At 51.6% G+C, this 21,358-nt stretch carries 23 protein-coding genes; 5 read left to right on the forward strand and 18 right to left on the reverse strand.

Annotation, left to right across the window (positions count from 1 at the left end; all coding sequences use genetic code 11):
• The first annotated feature begins 24 nt into the window (after nucleotides 1-24).
• Both ilvC and Q394_RS18850 read left to right on the forward strand, forming a co-directional pair.
• Entirely contained in the window at nucleotides 25-1,035 is a 1,011-nt protein-coding gene (gene ilvC / locus Q394_RS0102410; RefSeq protein ID WP_028487867.1) for a ketol-acid reductoisomerase, read from the forward strand.
• Between the two features lie 34 nt (nucleotides 1,036-1,069).
• On the forward strand, nucleotides 1,070-1,804 hold the full coding sequence (locus tag Q394_RS18850; protein WP_051542642.1) for a heparan-alpha-glucosaminide N-acetyltransferase: 735 nt from the start codon (nucleotides 1,070-1,072) through the stop codon (nucleotides 1,802-1,804).
• On the opposite strand, the gene Q394_RS0102420 is transcribed toward Q394_RS18850, so the two are convergent.
• From Q394_RS0102420 to rfbA, 17 genes are all read right to left on the reverse strand, one after another.
• The gene (locus Q394_RS0102420; RefSeq protein WP_038140176.1) at nucleotides 1,779-2,273 is read right to left on the reverse strand and encodes a hypothetical protein; all 495 of its coding nucleotides are present in this window, start codon (nucleotides 2,271-2,273) and stop codon (nucleotides 1,779-1,781) included. The two genes, Q394_RS18850 and Q394_RS0102420, sit on opposite strands and share 26 nt — an antisense overlap.
• A complete protein-coding gene (locus Q394_RS0102425) occupies nucleotides 2,270-2,728 on the reverse strand; it encodes a CopD family protein (protein WP_028487869.1) in 459 nt (152 codons plus the stop codon). Before Q394_RS0102425 ends, Q394_RS0102420 begins: the two co-directional genes overlap by 4 nt.
• 64 nt (nucleotides 2,729-2,792) lie before the next feature.
• A complete protein-coding gene (locus Q394_RS0102430; RefSeq protein WP_028487870.1) occupies nucleotides 2,793-4,982 on the reverse strand; it encodes a GumC family protein in 2,190 nt (729 codons plus the stop codon).
• Nucleotides 4,983-5,036: 54 nt separating this feature from the next.
• Complete coding sequence (locus Q394_RS21230) at nucleotides 5,037-6,128, reverse strand: acyltransferase family protein (protein WP_051542644.1); 1,092 nt, start codon at nucleotides 6,126-6,128, stop codon at nucleotides 5,037-5,039.
• Nucleotides 6,129-6,143: 15 nt separating this feature from the next.
• Complete coding sequence (locus Q394_RS0102440; protein ID WP_028487871.1) at nucleotides 6,144-7,544, reverse strand: undecaprenyl-phosphate glucose phosphotransferase; 1,401 nt, start codon at nucleotides 7,542-7,544, stop codon at nucleotides 6,144-6,146.
• A gap of 327 nt (nucleotides 7,545-7,871) precedes the next feature.
• Nucleotides 7,872-8,699 (reverse strand): glycosyltransferase, encoded by an 828-nt coding sequence (locus tag Q394_RS0102445; protein WP_028487872.1) that lies wholly within the window; start codon nucleotides 8,697-8,699, stop codon nucleotides 7,872-7,874.
• Complete coding sequence (locus Q394_RS0102450) at nucleotides 8,699-9,625, reverse strand: glycosyltransferase family 2 protein (RefSeq protein ID WP_038140179.1); 927 nt, start codon at nucleotides 9,623-9,625, stop codon at nucleotides 8,699-8,701. Before Q394_RS0102450 ends, Q394_RS0102445 begins: the two co-directional genes overlap by 1 nt.
• 2 nt (nucleotides 9,626-9,627) lie before the next feature.
• The gene (locus Q394_RS0102455) at nucleotides 9,628-10,086 is read right to left on the reverse strand and encodes a DapH/DapD/GlmU-related protein (protein ID WP_051542646.1); all 459 of its coding nucleotides are present in this window, start codon (nucleotides 10,084-10,086) and stop codon (nucleotides 9,628-9,630) included.
• Nucleotides 10,083-11,393 (reverse strand): hypothetical protein, encoded by a 1,311-nt coding sequence (locus Q394_RS0102460; RefSeq protein ID WP_028487875.1) that lies wholly within the window; start codon nucleotides 11,391-11,393, stop codon nucleotides 10,083-10,085. Before Q394_RS0102460 ends, Q394_RS0102455 begins: the two co-directional genes overlap by 4 nt.
• Before the next feature lie 8 nt (nucleotides 11,394-11,401).
• Complete coding sequence (locus Q394_RS0102465) at nucleotides 11,402-12,685, reverse strand: oligosaccharide flippase family protein (RefSeq protein ID WP_028487876.1); 1,284 nt, start codon at nucleotides 12,683-12,685, stop codon at nucleotides 11,402-11,404.
• Entirely contained in the window at nucleotides 12,682-13,155 is a 474-nt protein-coding gene (locus Q394_RS0102470; protein WP_028487877.1) for a glycosyltransferase, read from the reverse strand. Before Q394_RS0102470 ends, Q394_RS0102465 begins: the two co-directional genes overlap by 4 nt.
• On the reverse strand, nucleotides 13,152-13,622 hold the full coding sequence (locus Q394_RS0102475; RefSeq protein WP_028487878.1) for a glycosyltransferase family protein: 471 nt from the start codon (nucleotides 13,620-13,622) through the stop codon (nucleotides 13,152-13,154). The genes Q394_RS0102470 and Q394_RS0102475 overlap by 4 nt, the downstream gene beginning before the upstream one ends.
• Nucleotides 13,619-14,575, reverse strand: coding sequence for a class I SAM-dependent methyltransferase (locus tag Q394_RS0102480; RefSeq protein WP_028487879.1), 957 nt, complete (start codon nucleotides 14,573-14,575; stop codon nucleotides 13,619-13,621). Before Q394_RS0102480 ends, Q394_RS0102475 begins: the two co-directional genes overlap by 4 nt.
• Nucleotides 14,575-15,645, reverse strand: coding sequence for a dTDP-glucose 4,6-dehydratase (gene rfbB, locus Q394_RS0102485; protein ID WP_028487880.1), 1,071 nt, complete (start codon nucleotides 15,643-15,645; stop codon nucleotides 14,575-14,577). Before rfbB ends, Q394_RS0102480 begins: the two co-directional genes overlap by 1 nt.
• Nucleotides 15,642-16,517, reverse strand: coding sequence for a dTDP-4-dehydrorhamnose reductase (gene rfbD / locus Q394_RS0102490; RefSeq protein ID WP_028487881.1), 876 nt, complete (start codon nucleotides 16,515-16,517; stop codon nucleotides 15,642-15,644). Before rfbD ends, rfbB begins: the two co-directional genes overlap by 4 nt.
• Nucleotides 16,514-17,062: a dTDP-4-dehydrorhamnose 3,5-epimerase gene (gene rfbC, locus Q394_RS0102495; RefSeq protein ID WP_028487882.1), complete on the reverse strand. Its 549-nt coding sequence runs from the start codon at nucleotides 17,060-17,062 to the stop codon at nucleotides 16,514-16,516. Before rfbC ends, rfbD begins: the two co-directional genes overlap by 4 nt.
• Nucleotides 17,059-17,943: a glucose-1-phosphate thymidylyltransferase RfbA gene (rfbA, locus tag Q394_RS0102500; protein ID WP_028487883.1), complete on the reverse strand. Its 885-nt coding sequence runs from the start codon at nucleotides 17,941-17,943 to the stop codon at nucleotides 17,059-17,061. The genes rfbC and rfbA overlap by 4 nt, the downstream gene beginning before the upstream one ends.
• A 129-nt stretch (nucleotides 17,944-18,072) precedes the next feature.
• Here rfbA and Q394_RS0102505 point away from each other — a divergent pair, with 129 nt between their 5' ends.
• A complete protein-coding gene (locus Q394_RS0102505) occupies nucleotides 18,073-19,050 on the forward strand; it encodes an MBL fold metallo-hydrolase (RefSeq protein WP_038140183.1) in 978 nt (325 codons plus the stop codon).
• A 2-nt stretch (nucleotides 19,051-19,052) separates the two neighbouring features.
• Here Q394_RS0102505 and Q394_RS0102510 read toward each other — a convergent pair whose 3' ends face one another.
• Nucleotides 19,053-20,009, reverse strand: a complete 957-nt coding sequence (locus tag Q394_RS0102510) for a helix-turn-helix domain-containing protein (protein WP_156946719.1) — start codon at nucleotides 20,007-20,009, stop codon at nucleotides 19,053-19,055.
• Nucleotides 20,010-20,185: 176 nt separating this feature from the next.
• Between Q394_RS0102510 and Q394_RS0102515 the strand changes: the two genes are divergently transcribed.
• Nucleotides 20,186-20,440: a hypothetical protein gene (locus Q394_RS0102515; RefSeq protein ID WP_028487886.1), complete on the forward strand. Its 255-nt coding sequence runs from the start codon at nucleotides 20,186-20,188 to the stop codon at nucleotides 20,438-20,440.
• A gap of 108 nt (nucleotides 20,441-20,548) precedes the next feature.
• On the forward strand, nucleotides 20,549-21,358 hold the full coding sequence (panB, locus tag Q394_RS0102520; RefSeq protein WP_028487887.1) for a 3-methyl-2-oxobutanoate hydroxymethyltransferase: 810 nt from the start codon (nucleotides 20,549-20,551) through the stop codon (nucleotides 21,356-21,358).

The raw sequence follows: 21,358 nt of genomic DNA on the forward strand, positions 1-21,358 counted from the left end.
TTTAAGGTAAAAGGCTTTATGGCACTGAACATTTATTACGATAAAGACGCTGATCTTTCCATCATTCGCGGCAAGAAAGTAGCCATCATTGGTTACGGTTCACAGGGTCACGCCCATGCTTGCAACCTGAAAGATTCTGGCGTGGACGTTACGGTTGGTCTGCGTAGCAATTCTCCTTCTGTTGCCAAGGCACAGAATGCTGGCCTGAAAGTCGCACCTGTTGCTGAAGCAGTAGCAGCGGCTGATGTGATCATGATCCTGACCCCGGATGAGTTCCAAAGCCAGTTGTACCGTGATGAAATCCAGCCAAACCTGAAGCAAGGTGCAACGCTGGCGTTTGCTCACGGTTTTGCGATTCATTACAACCAGGTTGTGCCACGCGCTGACTTGGACGTGATCATGGTTGCACCCAAAGCACCGGGTCACACAGTACGTTCCGAGTTTGTCAAAGGCGGCGGTATCCCTGACCTGATCGCTATCCAGCAAGATGCCTCCGGCAATGCTAAAGCGGTAGCGTTGTCTTATGCGTCTGCTATCGGTGGTGGTCGCACGGGTATCATCGAAACCACGTTCAAGGACGAAACCGAAACCGACCTGTTCGGCGAACAGGCTGTTCTGTGTGGTGGTGCGGTTGAGCTGGTCAAAATGGGCTTTGAAACCCTGACTGAAGCGGGTTATGCACCAGAAATGGCATACTTCGAGTGCTTGCACGAGCTGAAGCTGATCGTTGACCTGATGTACGAAGGCGGCATTGCCAACATGAACTACTCCATCTCCAACAATGCGGAGTATGGCGAGTACGTGACTGGTCCTAAAGTTATCAACGAGCAGTCCCGTGCGGCGATGCGCCAAGCCCTGAAAGATATTCAGAACGGTGAATACGCGAAGAACTTCATTCTGGAAGGTGCTTCCAACTACCCATCCATGACGGCTTACCGTCGTAACAATGCGGCACACCCGATCGAAGTCACGGGCGGCCAACTGCGTTCCATGATGCCTTGGATCCAAAAGATCGTGGACAAGTCTAAGAACTAAGCTTCGCTTGTTGCTTTCAAAGCCTTCCTCTCCCATGGGGGGGAAGGTTTCCCGCCTTGATTGGCCTGATGCCCTGCGTGGCTTGGCTGTTCTACTGATGATGGTCTTCCATAGTGCGTATGACCTGAACCATTTCAATATTCTCCAACTCGATTTATTGCACAGTGATTTCTGGCCTGCCTTCCAGAAAGTCATCATGACCCTGTTTGTGGGTATTGCCGGGGTAAGTCTGGCATTGGCCAACCGCAAGGGTCTGAAATGGCCACGTTTTTGGCAGCGTGAGGCGCTGTTGCTTGCCAGTGCTGCGTTGGTGAGTGCGGGCAGTTATTGGCTATTTCCCACGAGCTGGATATTTTTCGGCATCCTGCATTTTATGGTGCTTGCCAGTTTGTTGGCTGTGCCATTCTTGCGCCTTGGAGGGTGGAATGTACTGCTGGGTGTCTGGTTTTTGGCGTTGCCTTGGTGGTTTACCGACCCTTTTTTCAATGCAGCGGGTTGGCAATGGGTAGGCTTGGGAGACGTGGTGGCAGATACGAAAGATTATGCGCCGTTGTTACCGTGGTTTGGGATTTTGTTGCTGGGGGTTTCTGTCGGGCGTTATGTAGAGGATTGTTTGGTGTGCCAACGTCCGTTACCGCGTTTGCCTGTTGTGCGGGGTTTGTTGTGGCTAGGCAAACACAGCCTTGCTGTCTACTTGTTACACCAGCCTTTGTTGATGGCGGTATTCTGGGCGCTGTCGAATGTTATACCTGACGTAACTGGAAGCTGATTTCCCCGTTCGGGGTGAGCAAACCGTGTTGTACCAGCCATGCGCGTGCATCTTCCGCATCTTCCTCAAACCAGCGTTGCGCCGAGCCGAGCCGGAAGGTGTAACCCCAAGCATTCATATCTTGCCATGCCCGTTCGTGTCCAAATCCTTCGACGAAATCTGCCAGTAAAATTTGCAGGTAACAAACCGCATCTTCTTCGCTGTATTCGCCGCAAGCATCTGTGTGCAAGACGGCGCGGCGTTCTTGATCCATACAGATGATGTGGCAACTTTCATGCAAGATGGAATGCAGCGGCGTGTCCTGCCGCACAAATACGCTCAAGCCGATAATGCCTGCTTCGTCTTCATGCCAGTAGCTGCCGGGTATGGGGGTTTGTTCCGGTACGCTTTCCAGTTGCAGGCCGTAACGTGAGAGCAGGGCGGTAAGTGATTCCGCCCCGACATCCCGTAAACGCAATACTTCACTCACAGGACGTACTTGCCGCCCGCAGCGATCACAATGGTGATGAGGCCGATGAGCGTGTTAATACCCACCAATACCCGGATTTGTGCCAGTGCTTTGCCGCCATCAGGCCAGCGCTGGTCAGCCACTGCTTTGCGCAACTTTTGGTACGGGGCGAAATAAACGTGCATGAAAATCAGCATCATGATAAGTCCCAGCCCGTTCATGATGTGGACAAAAACCGGCGCATTGGCAAAACCACCGAAAGGTCCCAGCAGCATCCAGTAACCTGATGCCAGAACAATAATAATGGAAGCCCATACCCACGGGAAAAAACGCCCGAAGACACCCGCCCACACGGTCAGGCGCTGTGGTGGTTCCAGAACGCTAGCAGCAACAGGGCGTAAAACGGTGTAGGCGAAGAACATGCCGCCAACCCAGATGACGATAGCTAAAACGTGTAAAGCGAGTGCGATTGACACTGATGGTGCTCCTAATGATTCAAATACGATCTAATCGTGCCATGTTACCTGTGCCCAGTGGTAATTACAGTTTTTTCAGTGCGGCGATGAGTTTGCTCGCCGTGCTGGGCTGGCTTGTGTGGGTTTCAGCTTGATACACATAGCCGCCGTAATCATCGCCATACCCGTTATTCAGGTCTACTCGGTTGAGCAAAATACCTGCCAGTGGTGCTTGTGAGCGCCGTAAGCGGGTTAGGGCATTTTCCAGCATGACCATGCGAGTATGTTCCGCGCGTACCGTTAACAGGGTGGCAGAAGACAGCGAGGCCAGTATCAATGCGTCCGCTAGACCCAGCACGGGTGGGCCATCAAGGATAATCTGGTCAAAGTCACGTCTGGCACCTTCCAGCAAGGCTTGCATGTGGGGTGATGACAGCAGTTCGGCAGGGTCATCCGGCAGATTACCGGCCGGAAGCAGGTACAGGTTGGAAATGTCAGTGTTCTGGATCAGTTCACGGCTACCCATTGCCCCTGACAGGTAATTGGCCAAACCGTTAGGCGCGTGGATACCCAGCGTTTTATGCAATGAGGGATTACGCAAATCCGCATCTATCAGCAATACTCGATTACCAGCCGAGGCATAAGCACAGGCAAGGTTGCTGGCTGTGGTGGTTTTACCTTCATTGGGGCTGGCACTGGTGACGAAAATAACCGGGGTATTGCCATCCTCATGCAGGAAACGCAAGGCGGTACGCAGCGAGCGGAAGGCTTCGGCAATGGCAGAGCGCGGTTTACTGATGGTGATCGTGGCTAATTGGCTGGCAGTCGCATCTGCGGTGTCTGCCATGACCCCGAGGACAGGCAACCGGGTGCTGCGCTCCAGTTCATTGATATCCTTGACGGTATCGTCCAGAAATTCGCGCATGAATGCTGCCGATACACCCAAAAGTAAGCCCAGCAAAGTACCAAACAACAGGTTGGTGGAAAGTTTGGGTTTGAATTTTTTGAGCGGGATTTGTGCCGGGTCGATGATGGCGATGTTGTTAGCAGCCACACCACCGGCAATATTGACCTCTTTCAAGCGTTGCTGGAGGTTTTGGTAGAGTTCCTGGTTGGTGGCAACTTCCCGCTTGAGGGTGCTGTGGGCAATGGCAGTATCCTGCTCTTGCATGGCCTCGGTTTTAGCTTTGGCAATGCCTTCACGGATCAGAGATTCATTGCGTTTGGCGGTTTCGAATTCACCTTTCAGTGAGTCACGTTTGGCGGATACCTCGATTTCAATATCATTTTCGAGCTTTTTGATTTGTGCAGTGATGGTGGCGCTCGCTTGCTTTTCTTGCTGGGCTTTGAGGTTGTCAAGCTTTTGCCCCAAAGCTTGTAGGTAGGGAGCGTCCTTTTCCAGTACTCCGGTACGGTCTTTTAGCGGGCGTTTTGTATCGGTGAGAATTTCGTACTTACTTTCCTGCTCAATGCGTTGCTTCTGGACTTTGATGAGTTCTTCGGATAGCTGTTTGAGTGCGAGTGAGGAAGTGGTGGAGTCTTGGCCATCAAGCTGGAAAATTTCGTGGTCGCGGGCATACTGGTTTAGGCGTTGTTCGGATTCATCCAGACGGGTTTTGGTCTCCTGCACGGTTTTATTCAGGTAGGCCTGTGCATCCGTGGTGGCTGACAGACGTCGGTCGGTATTCATGTCTTTGAATGTGCCGACGACTGCATTGGCAATTTCAGCCGCTTGTTCGGGGGTGGATGAAGTGTAACTGACCGCAACCAGACGAGAATTTTTGACAGGTTCGACGGTGAGGTTTTCCAGCAGCAAGTCTTCGAGGGCGGTTTGCCGACTATCTTCATCGGCGCTGCTGAACCATGCTTTGAGCTGACCTAGTAGGGATGTGCTGGAAAGTTTTTGTTCCAGTTTTAGCTCATTGATGACCCGTGTTGCCAATGCCCGACTGCGTATCAACTCGAACTGGGTTTGGTAAAAGTCGCGGGTGTCGCGGATATCGCCAGCACCTAGGAAATCTATGCCAACCACATTGGTCGATTCACGTTCAATTTGCAGAGTAGCGGTGGCACGGTAGACGGGTTTGCTAAACAAGGTGATGAGCAGTGCCAGTAGCAGAATGATACCGGTGACCAACAAAATCATACGCCTGCGCCGGAACAGGGTGCGTCCGAATCCGCGTAAATCGAGTGCATCTGCCACTTTCAGTGAGTCAGCTACATAAGCGGGGCTGCGCTGAGCCGGATGGCTATTATTCTGTTTGTCGTTTTGCATGGTATGAATAGTCTGTAGGCCAGATTAAAGTTTAGCGCCCGATTGTAGCAACTCTTATGGGGCGCGGTTAACAAAGTTGTTGATGAAGCGTCGTAGTGGTGTTTCAAAAAACCAATAGGAAAACACGGCGCTTAGGGTCAATAAGATGACAAATAGGTAGAAATGCAGCATACCTGCCGGGTCTATGCTGGCGGGCATCAGCTTTTCATAGATGCCATGCAAGGGTTTTTGCAGGATATACAATGAAAAACTGGCCTCACCGAGCAGCACCAGCCACGGATGCTGCAACAAGGCGCTGATTTTCCCAGTATTCAGCGCCAATAAGACGATGAACAGCAGAAACAAGGGGGCAATCAGACCATTGGTGTAGTCAAACTGGATGCCACTGTGCGTCATCAGGGGCTGGCGCACTACCAATAATGCCATTGCTAGCAGCGAAACGCTTAGCAAAGCCAGCGTATTCAAATTTGGGCTAGCCAGGCGTTGCAGTTTGCCTTCCTGCAACCATGCCCCTGCGATAAACCCGATGAGGAAAGTATTGAGATGCATTAAGGGATTGTAATAAATCATATCGTGCAGCAGGCCACGCGGGGTGTAATACTCGGAATTGAGCAGCAGCGTATGCCCTGTTTGTGTCACGACCCATAAACCAGCGGCGGCAATACTGAGGTGTGTCAGGTGGTGACGTTTTACCAGCAGGATGAGCAGCGGGAAGCACAGGTAAAAAAAGGCTTCGACCGACAGTGACCAGCCGGGTGCATTTAGGGTGAGGGGATAACCGGGTATCCACGCCTGTAACATGCTCAAGCTGAGGGCAACGGTAAATGGTTCGCTACCCGCGCTGTGGTATTTGGCGAGGATCATCAGCAACAGTGCTAACAGGTAAACCGGGTAAATGCGTGCTACCCGCGCCCACCAGTAACGCCGGGTATCGAAGGGGCGTTGTTGTTGTTCCCCAGCGCGGTAATAAGCAATCGCCATGATGAAACCGGACAGCACGTAAAAGTAACTGACGGCAATCGGGCCTGCGGCCATGATCGGGTTGAGCCACGGCAAGTTGGCAGGGAAGACTGTTGCCCCGTAGTGGAAAAAAACAACCGTTAACGCGGCAATATAGCGGGTAAAAGTAAGCTGCTCGATTCTCACAGGCTTGCCATTGCCTTAGTAAGCATTTTTGTCGTGGAAGGTTTTGAACGCGGTGACCAGAATGATCCTGAGATCCAGAGCCAGACTCCAGCTACGGATGTATTCCATGTCCAGTTCCACCCGCTTTTCCATTTTGAACAGGGTATCGGTTTCACCGCGCCAGCCATTCACTTGTGCCCAACCGGTGATACCGGGTTTCATTAGGTGACGGCGCATATAGCCGGGGATCAGTTGACGGTATTCTTCATTGTGGGAAACAGCGTGTGGGCGTGGGCCAACAATCGACATGTGGCCTTGCAGGACATTGAAAAACTGGGGCAGTTCATCCAGTGAGCTTTTACGCAGGAAGGCGCCTACAGGAGTAATGCGGCAATCGTTACGGGTAGCCTGTTTGATGTTGCCACCATTTTCACACACGGTCATGGTGCGGAATTTCAGTACCTGAAATTTTTCACCCCGCAGGCCGTGGCGAGTTTGCTTGAAGAGAATGGGGCCACGTGAGGTTAGCTTGATAGCGATGGCAATGCCCAGCATTAACGGTGCTACCAGTAACAACAGCAAGATGCCCAGAAAGATATCTTCAATGCGTTTGATAACGGCACGCTGGGTCGACAGGGGAGCATCGTAAATACGTAAAATAGGTGTTTCCGCAATTTCCATGTAGCGACTATGCAGGAGTGAATTGGTGAAGTTGTCAGGAATCAAGCGTATAGGCGTGATGGTGTCAGCCAGCTCGTTGATCAGGCGCATCGATGCTTCTGACTGCCCAGAAGTAGGCGCAAGGTAGATTTGGTCCCATTCACCGCTGCGGGCGGCTTCCATCATGGCTTGGGCATTACCAATATGGGCGTATTGCCGGGGTAGTTCAATGGTATTGATCTCTTCGTCAAGGCTGTAAAAGCCAGCAATTTGGAACCCTGAGTCAGGTTGGCTATTGATCATTTCAGCAAAACGCAGCCCTTGTTCAGTGATGCCCGCAATGGCAATGTTATGGTTATTGATGCCGATGCGTTTGAGGGAGGCTTGCAGGCTACGCAAGGCATAGCGGCTTGATATCAGTAACAGGGGGGTGCTGAACAACCAGCTAATCAAGACGAAGCGTGAATACTCTTCAGAGGTTTTTACAGCAAAAATGATAAAAATGAGGAACAAAAATGTCACTAACCAAGTCACAAGGATACGAATGACTTCATCGCGAAAAAACGGACGCCCGCTCCATGACGTGTAAATATCTGTGAAACGGCCTACCAAGCCAAATAAAAGGGACGCACCCAACCCAACAATCAAGTAACCTTGAATGTTGTAGTCACTGGAGTGCATGGATGCAAGAATCAGGATGCCCAAAATAATGAGCGTATCTGCGCTACGGTAGATCAGTTCGGCACTGATTTTGTTGTCCACCTTCAAATTTTCCATTCAACCGTTATCCTCTGACGATGGCTGCACCAGAAACCACCATGGAGTTTATTGTCAATCAAATAAACTTGTCGTCTTAGCGGGCTAAGGGAGTGTGATGCATGGAAACAACACGCCGTTCTCTGGGCGACAAGTAAGGTAATAAATGGACTTGGGCTATTATCCATTTGTTATACCAACAGTTATTTATCATTTTCAGATAGATTTGAGACACTCAGTCTACCTGAAACTAACCTTAATATAGCGTATCTTTGTTAGTTTTGTCGTAAAAAAAATACAAGCGGTGGTTTGTGTTGTGCATTCGGTATAATCCTGAAGTAGCAATTGTCAGCGTGATGACTGGTCTTTTTCCCACGTATAGGTTCGCAGGTTGCGGTACTGCCGCGTAGCTCGCCAGCGGATGAAACTTGCAATGGACAAGTAGATCAGCGTCGGTACAATTTCTCGGCTCATCAGTTGGTTGAGCAGAATACTGGAATAAGGTTTTTTGTCCGCTTTGGTGCAGAGTTTTGCAGCGGCTAGTTGCATATTGCCAAGACGTGCGCGAGTCTTGATTTTAATCAGGGAATACAGGTCTTGTGGTGCGGTAATGAATATTTCTGCGCCGCTGATATTGCCGCGTTCCTGACGTTCAAACTGGCATCGTACAAAGCCATCGTCGTTAATAATGGCTGGAAATTCCGTAAAGCGTTCCCGCCCTGTTTGGGTGATCACGTAACTACAGGTTGCTACCACGCCATCGCGGATGTAAGGCAGTTGCAACCATGTCCGGTAATACTGCCGTACCAACCAAGATGATTGGGAGGTATCAATAACGGGTTCGGGGGCTGCCAGCAACAGGTTCGGATTGTTCTCCAAGGCTTGCGTGATGGTCTGAATAGCATTAGCTGACAGGCGTGTATCAGCATCAATATAAAAGACAGGCCACGTCGTTACCCACTTTTCTGCTTCATTTAATGCATTGACTTTGGATGGGGTGACAATATCCAAACAGATGGCATTGGGGTATTCCTTGCGCACAATCTCAGCCGTGTTGTCGGTACAGCCATTGCAAGCAACGATCAGGGTATCTAACCCGGCTTGTCCGTTCAGGCTATCCAGACAGCGGCGGATGACGCTCGCCTCATTGTGTGCGGGCACAATCACGCTGGCCATTAACGATACCCCTGCAACCAGTCAGCACGTTGCGCGAAAATGATTTGCCATTCACGGCGTTGCGCGGAACGGGGTTTGAACAAGGTGTGCAGGGCAAATTTGTTCAGCACATACAAGTACAGCAAGGCTTTGTAAGCAGGGCGTTGCCACGCCGTTACGTGGCGGTTGACCAGCTCTACCTTGCCTTTCAATAATTTGATTTGCTTGCCGGAAAAATGGCTATGACTGACACCACCGTGATGAATGATACGGGCATCCGGGGTGACAATGGGTTGATACCCCAGTGCTTTGGCGCGTAGGCAATAATCCGCTTCTTCGGCATACATGAAAAAGCTGGCGTCCAGCCCGCCCAGCTTATCCCACAGTTCGCGGGTGGTCAGGAAAAAGCAGCCGGACACAATATCGACTTCCTTGACGGTATCCCGCTTCCAGCAGCCGTAATTGGCGTTATTGAACACACAGGTTTTGCTGAACAATTTGCTCAAACCCAAGGCACTGTAAAGCAGGTCATGAAGCGTGGGTTTACTCCAAGCATGTTGGGTATTCAGGCTCATGTCATTGTTGAGGGTGACACCGCTCCAGATACCGTTAGCCGGTTGGAGTTTAGCGAAATGCAGCAAACGGTCAACAGCCGCATTAATGATGACCGTATCGGGGTTAAGCAGCAGTAAGTATTTGCCTGCTGCCTGTTTCGCACCTAGTTGTACGCCACCGGCAAACCCCAGATTTGCCCCGGATTCGATCAGTGTCACCTGCGGGAAAAACTGGCGAATCATGGCAACCGAGTCATCGTTGGACGCATTATCCACCACAATGACCTCGATTGAAGTCAATTGGGTTTCGCGGAACAAGGATTCCAGCGCCCGCCGAATATAGCTGGACGTGTTGTAGGAAACCAGAATGATGCTGACTTCCGGCGTTGTCATATTCAAGCCAGTCTCCCGTAAGCAATGGTCTGGATGCCGGATCGCACCACTTTTGCCGGATTTCCCGCCACAATCGACTGCGCGGGCACGTCTTTAGTGACGACACTACCTGCACCCACAATCACTTGATCACCGATACTGACGCCGGGCAAAATGATAGCACCACAACCGATAAAGCAGTTAGCACCAATGTGTGTTTTTTGATCGAATTGTCCACCATGCCGCCGGGTAGCGTAGTCATGCGCCAGAATGATGGCATCAAACGCAATGTAAGTTTTCTCACCAATTTCAACACAACGCGGGTTGGTTTTGTCCAGGCGTGCCTTGAAGGAAATGCGCACATCCGGCGCGATATTCATGCCGTACACCGTGCGGAAATACCAAGTGCGCAGCCATAACAGGCCGTCGCGGAATCCGACCAGCCACATGAACACTCTTTGGTTGACGAAACGTAATCTCATGTTTTATTGCCGTTGTCACTGTTTGCAGGTGTGTCAGTATCGACGGAGTGCGCCGCCATTGCCAATTCTTCTGCCTGACGGTTCCATAAAGGATAGTATTTTGCCCAGCCGATAGCGCCCAGCATGAAGAAAAAGAGTGGTTGTAACTTACCGAAATAATCCACGGTAAAACCAATCAAAATCAGCGACATGAACGACATGATCCACGCAGCTACCATCCAGCGGTGTTGGTCGCCATGCCGATACGCAAGGTTCAAGGTATTAAAAACCGTATACAAGCAAGCCAGCAGTAACAGGATCAAAGCAAACACACCGTGTTGCAGGATCAGTAATAGCCAGAAACTGTCGATACTGTTACCCATCCACTCCATCCAGTAGGGGCGCGTCCAGTCGTGGTGGGCAATTCCCATAATCAGGTTATCGCGAATATCATCCGCAGTGTATTCCCACTGCAAAATGCGGAAGTAGCCAGTATTCGGGTTAAAGGTCAGGTAAGAAATCAGGATGCCGAAAAATCCCCGGTTGGAAAACGCTTCAATCAGCAAAGCTGTCGCGAGGCCACCAAAGAACATCGACAACCAGAATTGTCGGGCGTTTTGCCAGAACTTCACCAAAATCGCAGTAAAGCCCTGAAAAATAATCGCCAGCAACGGCGCGGATGATAGGGTCAGGATCATCGAAGCTGTTACCCCGCCCAGTTTCAGCACATGCCCGGTGGTACGGTAACGCAAGACCAACAGGATAGCGAACGGGAAAAACAAGGCCATCAATGTGCCATACAAAATAGGGTGGGCGAACAGGCTGGTAGCCCGCATGATGCCATTACGGATGTAATAATGTGTGTATAAACGCGGGTCTAGCGCCTGATGTCCGGTTATCTTTTCCGCGATTTCATGCAGGATACGGTGTTGGGTAAAGGCTTCATAAAATGTCACCACAGTCAGTAAAGCCAGCACAGTAATAAAGGTCTGGTTTACCCAGTAAAAACGCTGGGGCGTGGTAATAAATAACCGCGCCAGATAAAACGCCCCAAGGGTTTCGATAGCGAAAATGCCGGTCGATTCGATAGCCTTCTGAAGACCGTGATTATGCCAGAAACTCGCAAACACCAAGCCCGTTAGCGCCATCAATAACACATCGACGACATCCGCTTGCTGTAAGGCTTGCCGGAAATTGAATAGGGCATACAGCAAAGCCAGCGCCAACACCACCCGATAGGCTTCAATCCGCACTGACCCCAGCATGACGTAAAATTCCAGCGGGATAAACATCGACACAATAAACAGGAAGGCAATAATTCTTAGCATGATACGTCCTATTCTAGCCCTTCATGCGTATCCAGCAGGCGCTTTTTGAAGAAAAGCAGCATCACGCCACCCGTCAATACCAGATTGGCGATGAGTGTTGCGCCAGCGGCTCCCTCGGTACCGTAGAGTGGAATCAACACCAGATTGGCCATAATGTTCACCACTAACGCAGCCCCCAGCATGATATTCAAATAACGCACCTGTTTCTGAATAATGAATAGGAAGGAAAAGGTCAGGCTCATTGCCCGCACCCATTGCGCCACCAACAGAATCGCCAGCGTTGCTCCAGCCTGCACGTATTCCGGTTTGAAAACTGCCAGCAAGGTATCACCCAGCAATAACAGTAACAGGGTGACACCACCCAGAATACCTGTCACCAGCCCAGTTGCTTGCCAAAAAAACCGCCTCAATTGTTCCGGCTGATGCTGGTGAATGCGTAGCAAACGCGGGTAAATAGTGGCATCCAGCGCCCCCAGAAAAAACAGGCTGACAAACGACAAGCGTGCCGCCACTGTAAACAAGGCCACATGCTCATTCGATAGCAGCAAGCCCGTGAGCAAGGTATCCGCCCACAACATCAAAAACGAAAAGAACGACACCGGCGCAAGTGGCAAGGACTGTTGCAACACCTGTTTAATGCTGAACTGTGTTGCCGCTGCCGGGTGCAAGCTTCGCCACCACGGGCGCACCCAGTAAAACGAAGCCAACCCCGCCAGTACCAGCGAAGCCACATACAGCAGTAAATAATGCTGGTTTTCCCGGAATCCCCACCAAAACAGCACAATCAGCAGCATATAAGCCACCGCAGGCAGTGAGTTCTGCACCAGAATCGATTCAGAAGTATGGCGGATCGCTTTCAGGAATGACGAATTCAACATCACCAAATTGAAGAATAAAATGCCACTACCCGCCAGCATCAACGGCAGCATCTGAATAGCATCATCAAACAGCCAATGCCGTGATAGCGGTGCAAGTAGCAACCAACCCAGCATGAAAATACCACTGCTGATCAACACCATGCGGTAGGCATCGCGCAGATGTACGCCTTGCTGCCCAGTTTCAGTGTCCTGAATCCGCGCCACATCGCGCACCAGCCATTGCTCCACACCTAAACGGCTGAACAGGGAAACGCCCGTGACCAGCGTCATCAGCATAAACACCATGCCTGCTTCAGCCATCGACAAAGTGCGGGTCAACACGATAGCCACGGCGAAATTCAAACCGACACCCGCAAATCGGGCGATGGTCGACAATACGCTGGTGAGTAGCAGGGACGGGTTTTTTAGATTCATGTGCGGATGGCTTGATCAATAAAATCCACTAGCGCTTGCCGTCGGGAATCTGCCGCCAAGGGTGCAGCCTGCAATTCATGCCGCCGTTCCAGCAACGCCACCAGTTCGGCTTGGGTGGTGGCGGTATACACGCCCGGCAGTTTGCCCATCCAGTCCAAACCGTCGAGTTGGTGGTCGTTGCGGTGTTCGCCCAGCGCGTGTTGGCGGTTCATGACAATGATGGGTTTACGGCTTTCCAGCGCCGTAATGATATTACCCATACCCGCGTGCGAAATGATCAGTTCAGCCGCCTGCAAATGCTGGTTAAAGATTGCCGTGGTCATGAAGCGTTCCCATTGCAGGTGTTGCGGCAAATATTCACCACCCGCTATCTGGGCAATGCCCGCGACTGCGTGTTGTGTTGCCCATTCATCCACGTAGCGGATCAGGCGGTCAAACGCAAACTGTGTGCCGACAGCAACGAAAATCACAGCACAGCCCCTTTGAAGAGGATGTCTTGATCATTGCTCAAATGTTCCCATTGCGTCAGGAAAACGTCAGCGCGTTTTTTGGCGAGTTTGCCCGCGCGGGAAATCTGTTTCACATTAGCGATGCTATCCACCCAAATGGTGCGGATACCCAGAAAACTGCCCAGCCAGATTGCCACCGCGCCCGGTGCCGCGCCCGTTGAGAGGACGGCTTTGGGACGTTCCTTCAAAAGGATGTACAGCACCTGCAAGGCACAGGGAATTAAGCGCCATTTATCATCGGCACTCACATCCATCACCGAATACACCTTGCGTTCACTTCGGCTACGCTCAGTGAACAGGGCGGCAGGCATGGCGTAAACCACTTGGTAACGCGCTTCCAATTCCGCACTCAGCCGGGTTAACTGAATCCAATGTCCACCCGGCGACGAAATCGCGAGTAACTTGGGTAGCTTAGGCGTATCACTCACGCAGGTTTCCTCAAATAAAATGCTGCCTGATCCCCCTGATTGATCGCATTCAATTCCCGCGCCCGCTGCTCGAATTCATGTATCTGTTTAGCAGTAAACAAAGAATTTTCCGGCGACTCCACCCACGAACGCGGGTCACGCAGCGGAATATCCTCCTCATACTGCTTGCTGCCCCAAAATTGCAGGGCGTTAGAGTCATACACCACTTGTTCGGTAATGAAACCGGCCTGTTCCGCCAGCGCTTGCATACTCTTGACCGAGTGCAGGTACAAATGGCGCGGCGCATCCAGTTGCACCCAATTCACCCCGTATTCCTGCCACACATAAGATGACACGGTAGGAATACGCACCAGCGCGACCCCGCCCGGTTTCAGGATATTGAACGCCTGCCCCAGATTGGTACGCTGGTTAGGCAAGTGCTCAAAGGAATGGTGAAACATCACCAGATCCCACTGCCCCTGTTCGCTGAAAATATCGCGTTTCTCGATGCGCAGGCCATTCGGGTAAGCAATGTCTGCCTGATTGAAAGGGTCGATACCGAGCAGGTTCTGAAAGCCTAGTTCACGCAGGGAGTGCAACAAGTGGCCTGCACCACAGCCTACGTCGAGAATGCGAGCATCCCGCGCCAGCTTGACCGGGCGTAAAGTCGCCAGTTTGGCATTAGGCATCAAGAGGTGCATGACACGCCCCAGCAGGTTGGTGCCAGTCACTTCATACGTATCGCGCAACCGCGTCATGGTTTGCTTTAAGGGGTTGCCTGCCTTGCTGGCATCGCTGTAGGAATAATAGTTTTCCGGGTAATAATCAGTGATATTGGCAGGAATCTTTTCGATTTGCAGGCAATCACAATCCGCGCACTGGAAGTAGTGGTGCTCATCCCGCAGCCCCAGCATCATTTCTTTGGCGACATAGCTGCGGTGTTCGCCTTCACTACCACAGATACGGCACTGCATCAGGCATTGCCCTCGTGAGTACCGAATAGCTTGATCGTGCCATCCTGCCAGAAAGCCGGGTGCGCCAGATACCAGTCCAGCGTTTTCGCCAAGCCTGACTGGAAAGTTTCAGCCGGTTCGTAGCCCAACTCGCTGCAAATCTTGCGGTTGTCGATGGCATAACGGCGGTCATGCCCCGGTCGGTCAGCCACGTAGATGATGTGCTGATTGTGTGGCACTTGTGGCGAATCCGGGAACCGCGCATCCAGCAGGGCGCACAGTTCGTGGATCAGGCTCAGGTTGGCTTGCTCGTTATTGCCACCGATATTGTAGGTTTCGCCAATGCGTCCGCTGCGGATAATCAGGTCGATGCCCCGGTTATGATCATCCACGTACAGCCAGTCGCGGATTTGCTGCCCATCGCCATAAATCGGCACGGGTTGGCCTTGCAGCAGCTTGGAAATCGCCAACGGGATCAGTTTTTCCGGGTACTGATACGGGCCGTAATTGTTGGAACAATTGCTGGTGGTGGTCTGCAAACCGTAAGTGTGCTGATACGCCCGTACCACATGGTCAGAGGCCGCTTTGCTCGCCGCATACGGTGAATTGGGTGCATACGGCGTGGTTTCGGTGAAAGCCGGGTCAGTCGCTGACAGCGTGCCATACACTTCATCGGTGGAAACATGGTGGAAACGGTGTACAAACCCCGGCTTCTCATCCAGCCAGACGGTTTTCGCCGCTTTCAGCAAACTGTGTGTGCCGTCGATATTGGTTTTCAGGAAAGCATCTGGGCCGTAAATCGAGCGATCAACGTGTGATTCGGCCGCGAAATGCACGATGGTGTCGATGTTTTCTTCCCGTAGCAATTGCTCCACCAAGGGCTGGTCGAGGATGTCGCCGTGCACAAAACGGAAATTGGCTTGGCCTTCCAGCGGTTGCAGGTTTTCGTAACGGCCTGCGTAGGTGAGCGCATCCAATACTACCAGCCGGGTATCAGGGTACTGTTGCAACCAGTAGTGGACGAAGTTTGTGCCGATAAAGCCAGCACCGCCCGTGACGAGCAGCTTGTGGGGGGTATATGTCGTTGTCATGCTGTTACGCTTTGTTGTTTCAATTCAGTAAGCATCTGGCGCAGGCTAACCCGCCAATGCGGTAAAGTGTAGCCCAGTTGCTGTTCAGTTGCGCGTCTGTCCATGACGCTGAAGGCCGGGCGACGCGCTGGTGTCGGGTATTCGTCGCTACGCAGCGGCTTGATGGGGATGGCCTTGCTCAGTAACCCAAGTGCTAATGCTTCTTCCTGAATGGCCACGGCGAAATCGTACCAGCTTGCCACGCCGTTATCGGCGCAGTGGAAGATGCCTTGCGGTTGTTGGGCGACGAATGACCAAAGGGCACTCGCCAGTGTGCCTGTCCATGTCGGTGTGCCGATCTGGTCGGCGACCACGCCGAGGGAATCGCGTTCTGCCATCAGGCGCAGCATGGTTTTGACGAAATTATTGCCGTAAGCCGAATACAACCAGGAAGTACGCACAATGGCAGCACTGGGGCACAGGGCTTGTACGGCCTGTTCGCCCGCCAGTTTGCTTGCACCATAGACGCCGAGTGGTTTGGCGTTGGCTTCCGGTAAGTACGGGGTGGATTGCAGCCCATCAAACACGAAATCGGTGGAAACCTGTAGCAGGTAAATTCCGCGTTGGGCACTTTCACGCGCCAAGGTTTCGGCAGCCAAGTGGTTGATGGCGTAAGCCCGTTCCACGTCACTTTCGGCCTTGTCCACGGCGGTATAGGCGGCGGCATTGATGATGACATCCGGCTGATGTTGCGCCAGTGCGGCAGCGATTTGTTGTGGCTGGGTAATATCCAGCGTGTGGTAGTCAGTCGGGATCAGGGTAATAGCGGTGGGGCAGGTGGCTTGCAGTTCTGAACCCAGTTGCCCGTTTGCGCCAGTTAAGAGTATTTTCATGCGAATTTGTCCGCCTCTTGCCAGTTTTTGCCCGCTTCATCTTTGGCGGAAATGGTGGGTGCTGCGCCATTGACCAGCGGCCATTCGATGCCAATGCTGGGGTCATTCCAGTGCAAGCTACGGTCGTATTCGGGGGCGTAAAGGTCAGTGCATTTGTAGAGGAAATCTGCCGATTCGCTCATGACGTAGAAGCCGTGCGCAAAACCGGGTGGAACCCATAACATGCGGTGGTTTTCATCTGACAATTCCGCGCCTGCCCATTGCCCGAAGGTTGGGGAGGATTGGCGCAAGTCTACTGCCACATCGAACACTTTACCGCTGGTCACGCGCACCAGTTTGCCTTGCGGGTGTTTGATTTGGTAATGCATCCCGCGCAGGGTGCCTTGGCGGGAACGGCTGTGGTTGTCTTGCACGAAATTCAGGTTTAGCCCTGCGTCGGCAAAGGTTTTGGCATTCCAAGTTTCCATGAAAAAGCCGCGTGCATCGCCGAATACTTGTGGTTCGAGGATCAGCACATCTGGGATATGGGTGGGGATAATCTTCATTTCAGTAATTCCGTGAGGTACAGGCCGTAACCGCTTTTTTTCAAGGGTTCCGCGAGTGTCAGCAATTGTTCGTCACCGATATAACCCATGCGCCAGGCGACTTCTTCTGGGCAGGCGATTTTCAGCCCTTGGCGCTCTTCAATGACGCGGATGTAGTTGGAAGCATCCAGCAAGGAAGCGTGCGTGCCCGTATCCAGCCACGCCGTGCCGCGTTTGAGCATTTCTACCTGCAATTGCCCACGTTCCAGATACATCTGGTTGACGGTGGTAATTTCCAGTTCGCCACGCGGGGAAGGGCGGACTTCACGCGCCACATCCACAATTTGATTATCGTAGAAATACAGACCTGTTACCGCGTAGTTAGAACGGGGTTTTTCCGGTTTTTCCTCGATACTCAGGGCTTTGCCATACGCATCGAATTCAGCGACGCCATAGCGTTCCGGGTCTTTGACGTAGTAAGCAAATACCGTAGCGCCAGAGGTTTGTTGGGCAACGCTTTGTAAACGGCTGGATAACCCTTCGCCGTAGTAGATGTTGTCACCCAAAATCAGCGTGGCGGGGGAGTTGCCAAGGAATTGCTCACCAATGATGAAGGCTTGGGCTAAACCATCCGGAGAGGGCTGCACCGCATATTCAATGTTTAGCCCCCATTGTGCGCCATCGCCCAGTAGGTGCTGGAATTGCGCAGAATCTTCCGGGGTGGTAATAATCAGGATGTCGCGAATACCGGCGAGCATCAGCACCGTTAGCGGGTAATAAATCATCGGCTTGTCATAGACCGGCATCAATTGCTTACTGACGGCGCGGGTCAGTGGGTAGAGGCGTGTGCCACTGCCACCTGCGAGGATAATGCCTTTACGCTTGGTGTTGTCGTCTTGCATGAGTGCTGTGCGAACCCGTGTGTCTTGCGATAAAGTCGCCAATTGTAGACAAATCCACAGAAATTTCAGCTAATTCCGGTAATCGGATACACTCATGTTTGCCAAAAACACCGTTGAGAGGAGATCATTATGAAAAAAGTACCCAAGAAGCTGTTGCTGCTGTCGTCCAGTTTGCTGGTTGGTTTGAGCCTGACTGCGGGGGCGGAAGATAAAAAAGTGCATCAAGGTTTACTGGATAAGTACCAACCAGAGAAAATATCCGAGCATGTTTACGTCATCCATGGCCCCATGGGTTACCCCGACAAGGAAAATCAGGGTTTTATGAACAATCCCGGTTTCATTGTGACCGACAAGGAAGTGGCGGTTATTGACCCCGGTTCCAGTTCAGCCATTGGGCGTGCAGTGTTGGCGCATATTCGTAAAATTACTGACAAGCCGATTACCCAAGTGTTTACCACCCACGTTCATGGCGATCATTGGTTAGGCAATCAGGCATTTCAGGAAGAAAACCCTGATGTGAAGTTCTACGCGCACCCGGCGATGATAGAAGAGGCCAAAAACGGTGCCGCCGAAGAGTGGATTGGTACGATGGATTCCATGACCGAAAAAGCCACCGAGGGTACGCAAGCGATCATTCCGACGGAAGCACTGACTGATGGGCAGAGTTTCGATCTGGGTGGCCTGACGCTGAAAGCCCATTTGATCGAAGGCAAGGCGCATACTGACACCGATGTGATGTTTGAAGTGCCTGAAGAAAAAGTGCTGTTCACGGGCGATACTATCAACAACAAACGCATTGTGCGCATGGATGACGGCAGTTTCGCCGGTGGCATCAAAGCGGCAGATTACGCGCTGACGCTCGGCGTGGACAAGGTTGTACCGGGGCATGGGCACACTGGTAGCAAGAATGTGCTGACCTATTACCGCGATTACCTGAACAAGGTCTACAGTTCGGTCAAAGACATGCGCGAGGAAATGGAGGCGTTCGAGATGAAGCCCAAAATCGAGGAAAAACTTACCGATTACAAAGATTGGCAAGGTCTGGACGAAGAGCTGGGCAAGCACATCAGCCTGTCGGTGTTGGAAGCCGAGCAGGAAGATTTCTAAGTTTACTCGCGCAACATTTCTTGAATATCCACACTGAAGTTTTCCAGAATCGCAGCACTGTCTTCGGGGCTGCGTTTCTGGACTTCATCGTAGAAAAACCGTACCGCACTTTCTAGGCTAACACCTTGCTGGAGCAATTCCAGTGTTTCCTGTCCGATTCTTAGCAGGCTAATGTCCACATCTAGCGTTTTGATTTTGTGAAAGTAAAATTCATGGATTTCTTTACACAAGCTTCCGCTGCGAATCTCCAGAAATACGTCACCTTGGTCATGCTGCATCACCGGAGCCATCATGATCAGTGTGGACTTTTTCGGCAACAGGATCAGGCTAGGAAACAGGCTGGTGCAAGAGAAGGCCGCTCGTGAAAAAAAGTGCAAGTGCTTTGAACGCTGACGGAAATGCGCCAGATAATACCGCAGAATATCGCTCCGTGCGCTGCAACTGTGACGGCTGATAGGAGAAAAAATGAAATTTAGCAGTGAATCCAGCGTGTGAATATGGGTTTCCGCGTAGTCAGGGTGGGCAATCTGCTGAAAACGTTCACTGCCATCATGCGGGTTTACAAAGAACGACGAAGGGAACTGGCTGTACGCCAGAATACGGCCTTCATTTTCTAGCTGGCAGAGGTGCTGGTCAGCGTCCGCATTGGTGTCGAAATGTTGCAAGCGAAATTCGCTTTGGCAAAATGTCTGAAAATGCGGTTTCAGTAGTGTGCTGATGTCGACCTTAAACAGGCTGGCATAGGCCAGCAATTTAGGGACATCCAGCGCAGTTTCTTCGCATTCGAGCCGCGAAATATCCGGTTGTAACACCGAGAAGCCAGCCTTCATGTGAGGCTTCAGGAATGTCTGTAATAGGTGTGCCATATCAGCCTGGCTGTGATGGGCGGTTTTGCGTAAAGCATTTAACTGCTTGCCGTCCTGCGGTATGTGCCCTTCTTGAATCATTTTATTACGCATTGGCTTACTTATTATTAATATGGATTAGGCCAAATAATATGCACTATTTTTATGCCGTATGCAAATTATGCATAGCATATTAGCTGAACGATAAATGAACGAAATGATTAGTTTTTGTTATGATGAGCCGGTAGCATTGGTTTTGCTGATAAACAACAAAATATGGAGCAAACCCTATGAAAACGCTTGTAATGATCTTGAATATTTCCCTGTTGGCTCTCTCCCTTCAGGGCTGCGTTATTTTGTCGGACACAACCCCTAAGGCTAAGCCCATGCAGTTGGCTGATGAAAGGGTAGAGATAGTATCCACAGAGCCAGCGTTAGCGGTTACATCACCTGAAAGCACTGAAACGGCATCGACTGAACTGACGGTTGAGGTTTTACGTGATGTGTTCGTTCCTATTTTTAAAGCATTGATTGAACGTGGCTAAGAGGATTACCTGAATATCCAGCCTGTGTGTTACCACAAGTGGCGCACGGGCATGGCTTGCGTGTTAAACTGCACCGCAACATTTAACTGATTTCGGGAGCCAGCCTGCATGAGCACCAAACCTAATCCCCGTGTGACCGTCACCACCTTGCGCAAGATGAAGCGCGAGGCGGAAAAGATCGTCATGTTAACCGCTTACGATGCCAGTTTTGCCAAAGTATTAGACAGGCAAGGCGTGGATGTTATTTTGGTGGGAGATTCCTTGGGCATGGTTATTCAGGGGCATGACACAACTGTGCCCGTGACCATGGATGATATGGTTTATCATACCCGTGCCGTAGTGAAGGCTTGTGAGCACGCGCTGGTGATCGGGGATTTACCTTTCATGAGTTACACCTCGCCGGAACAGGCTTTGCGTAACAGCGCCCGCTTGATGCAGGAAAGCGGTGCACACATGGTGAAGCTGGAAGGCGGTGCGCCACAAGTGGCTACCGTTGCCCAGCTTGCCCATCACGGTGTGCCGGTGTGTGCGCATCTCGGTTTGCAGCCACAATCTGTGCATAAACTTGGCGGCTATCGGGTGCAAGGGCGTGATGAAGCCGTTGCCAAACAAATGCTGGAAGATGCCAAAGCCTTGCAAGATGCCGGGGCAGATATGCTGGTGCTGGAATGCGTGCCGGTCACGCTAGCAGCACAGATTACCCAAGCGTTGGAAATTCCCACCATCGGTATTGGTGCAGGCCGCGAATGCGATGGGCAGGTGCTGGTTTTGCACGATATGCTGGGTATTTCTCCGCGTGCGCCGAAGTTTTCCCACGACTTTATCGGTGCGGGGGCAACCATTCCGCAGGCGGTAGCGTCTTATGTGCAAGCGGTAAAAGCTGGAACTTTCCCTGAAGATCAACACTGTTTTTTCTAA

Source organism: Thiothrix lacustris DSM 21227 (assembly GCF_000621325.1).
In the GTDB taxonomy this organism is placed as follows: Bacteria; Pseudomonadota; Gammaproteobacteria; order Thiotrichales; family Thiotrichaceae; genus Thiothrix; species Thiothrix lacustris.

Excerpts from the sequence above, each read along its gene's own strand:
- Q394_RS18850 (WP_051542642.1), top strand. The coding sequence starts at position 1,070 with ATGGGGGGGAAGGTTTCCCGCCTTGATTGGCCTGATGCCCTGCGTGGC.
- Q394_RS0102430 (WP_028487870.1), bottom strand. The coding sequence starts at position 4,982 with ATGCAAAACGACAAACAGAATAATAGCCATCCGGCTCAGCGCAGCCCC.
- Q394_RS0102440 (WP_028487871.1), bottom strand. The coding sequence starts at position 7,544 with ATGGAAAATTTGAAGGTGGACAACAAAATCAGTGCCGAACTGATCTAC.
- Q394_RS0102445 (WP_028487872.1), bottom strand. The coding sequence starts at position 8,699 with ATGGCCAGCGTGATTGTGCCCGCACACAATGAGGCGAGCGTCATCCGC.
- Q394_RS0102450 (WP_038140179.1), bottom strand. The coding sequence starts at position 9,625 with ATGACAACGCCGGAAGTCAGCATCATTCTGGTTTCCTACAACACGTCC.
- Q394_RS0102455 (WP_051542646.1), bottom strand. The coding sequence starts at position 10,086 with ATGAGATTACGTTTCGTCAACCAAAGAGTGTTCATGTGGCTGGTCGGA.
- Q394_RS0102460 (WP_028487875.1), bottom strand. The coding sequence starts at position 11,393 with ATGCTAAGAATTATTGCCTTCCTGTTTATTGTGTCGATGTTTATCCCG.
- Q394_RS0102465 (WP_028487876.1), bottom strand. The coding sequence starts at position 12,685 with ATGAATCTAAAAAACCCGTCCCTGCTACTCACCAGCGTATTGTCGACC.
- Q394_RS0102480 (WP_028487879.1), bottom strand. The coding sequence starts at position 14,575 with ATGCAGTGCCGTATCTGTGGTAGTGAAGGCGAACACCGCAGCTATGTC.
- rfbB (WP_028487880.1), bottom strand. The coding sequence starts at position 15,645 with ATGACAACGACATATACCCCCCACAAGCTGCTCGTCACGGGCGGTGCT.
- rfbD (WP_028487881.1), bottom strand. The coding sequence starts at position 16,517 with ATGAAAATACTCTTAACTGGCGCAAACGGGCAACTGGGTTCAGAACTG.
- rfbC (WP_028487882.1), bottom strand. The coding sequence starts at position 17,062 with ATGAAGATTATCCCCACCCATATCCCAGATGTGCTGATCCTCGAACCA.
- rfbA (WP_028487883.1), bottom strand. The coding sequence starts at position 17,943 with ATGCAAGACGACAACACCAAGCGTAAAGGCATTATCCTCGCAGGTGGC.
- Q394_RS0102505 (WP_038140183.1), top strand. The coding sequence starts at position 18,073 with ATGAAAAAAGTACCCAAGAAGCTGTTGCTGCTGTCGTCCAGTTTGCTG.
- Q394_RS0102510 (WP_156946719.1), bottom strand. The coding sequence starts at position 20,009 with ATGCGTAATAAAATGATTCAAGAAGGGCACATACCGCAGGACGGCAAG.
- Q394_RS0102515 (WP_028487886.1), top strand. The coding sequence starts at position 20,186 with ATGAAAACGCTTGTAATGATCTTGAATATTTCCCTGTTGGCTCTCTCC.
- panB (WP_028487887.1), top strand. The coding sequence starts at position 20,549 with ATGAGCACCAAACCTAATCCCCGTGTGACCGTCACCACCTTGCGCAAG.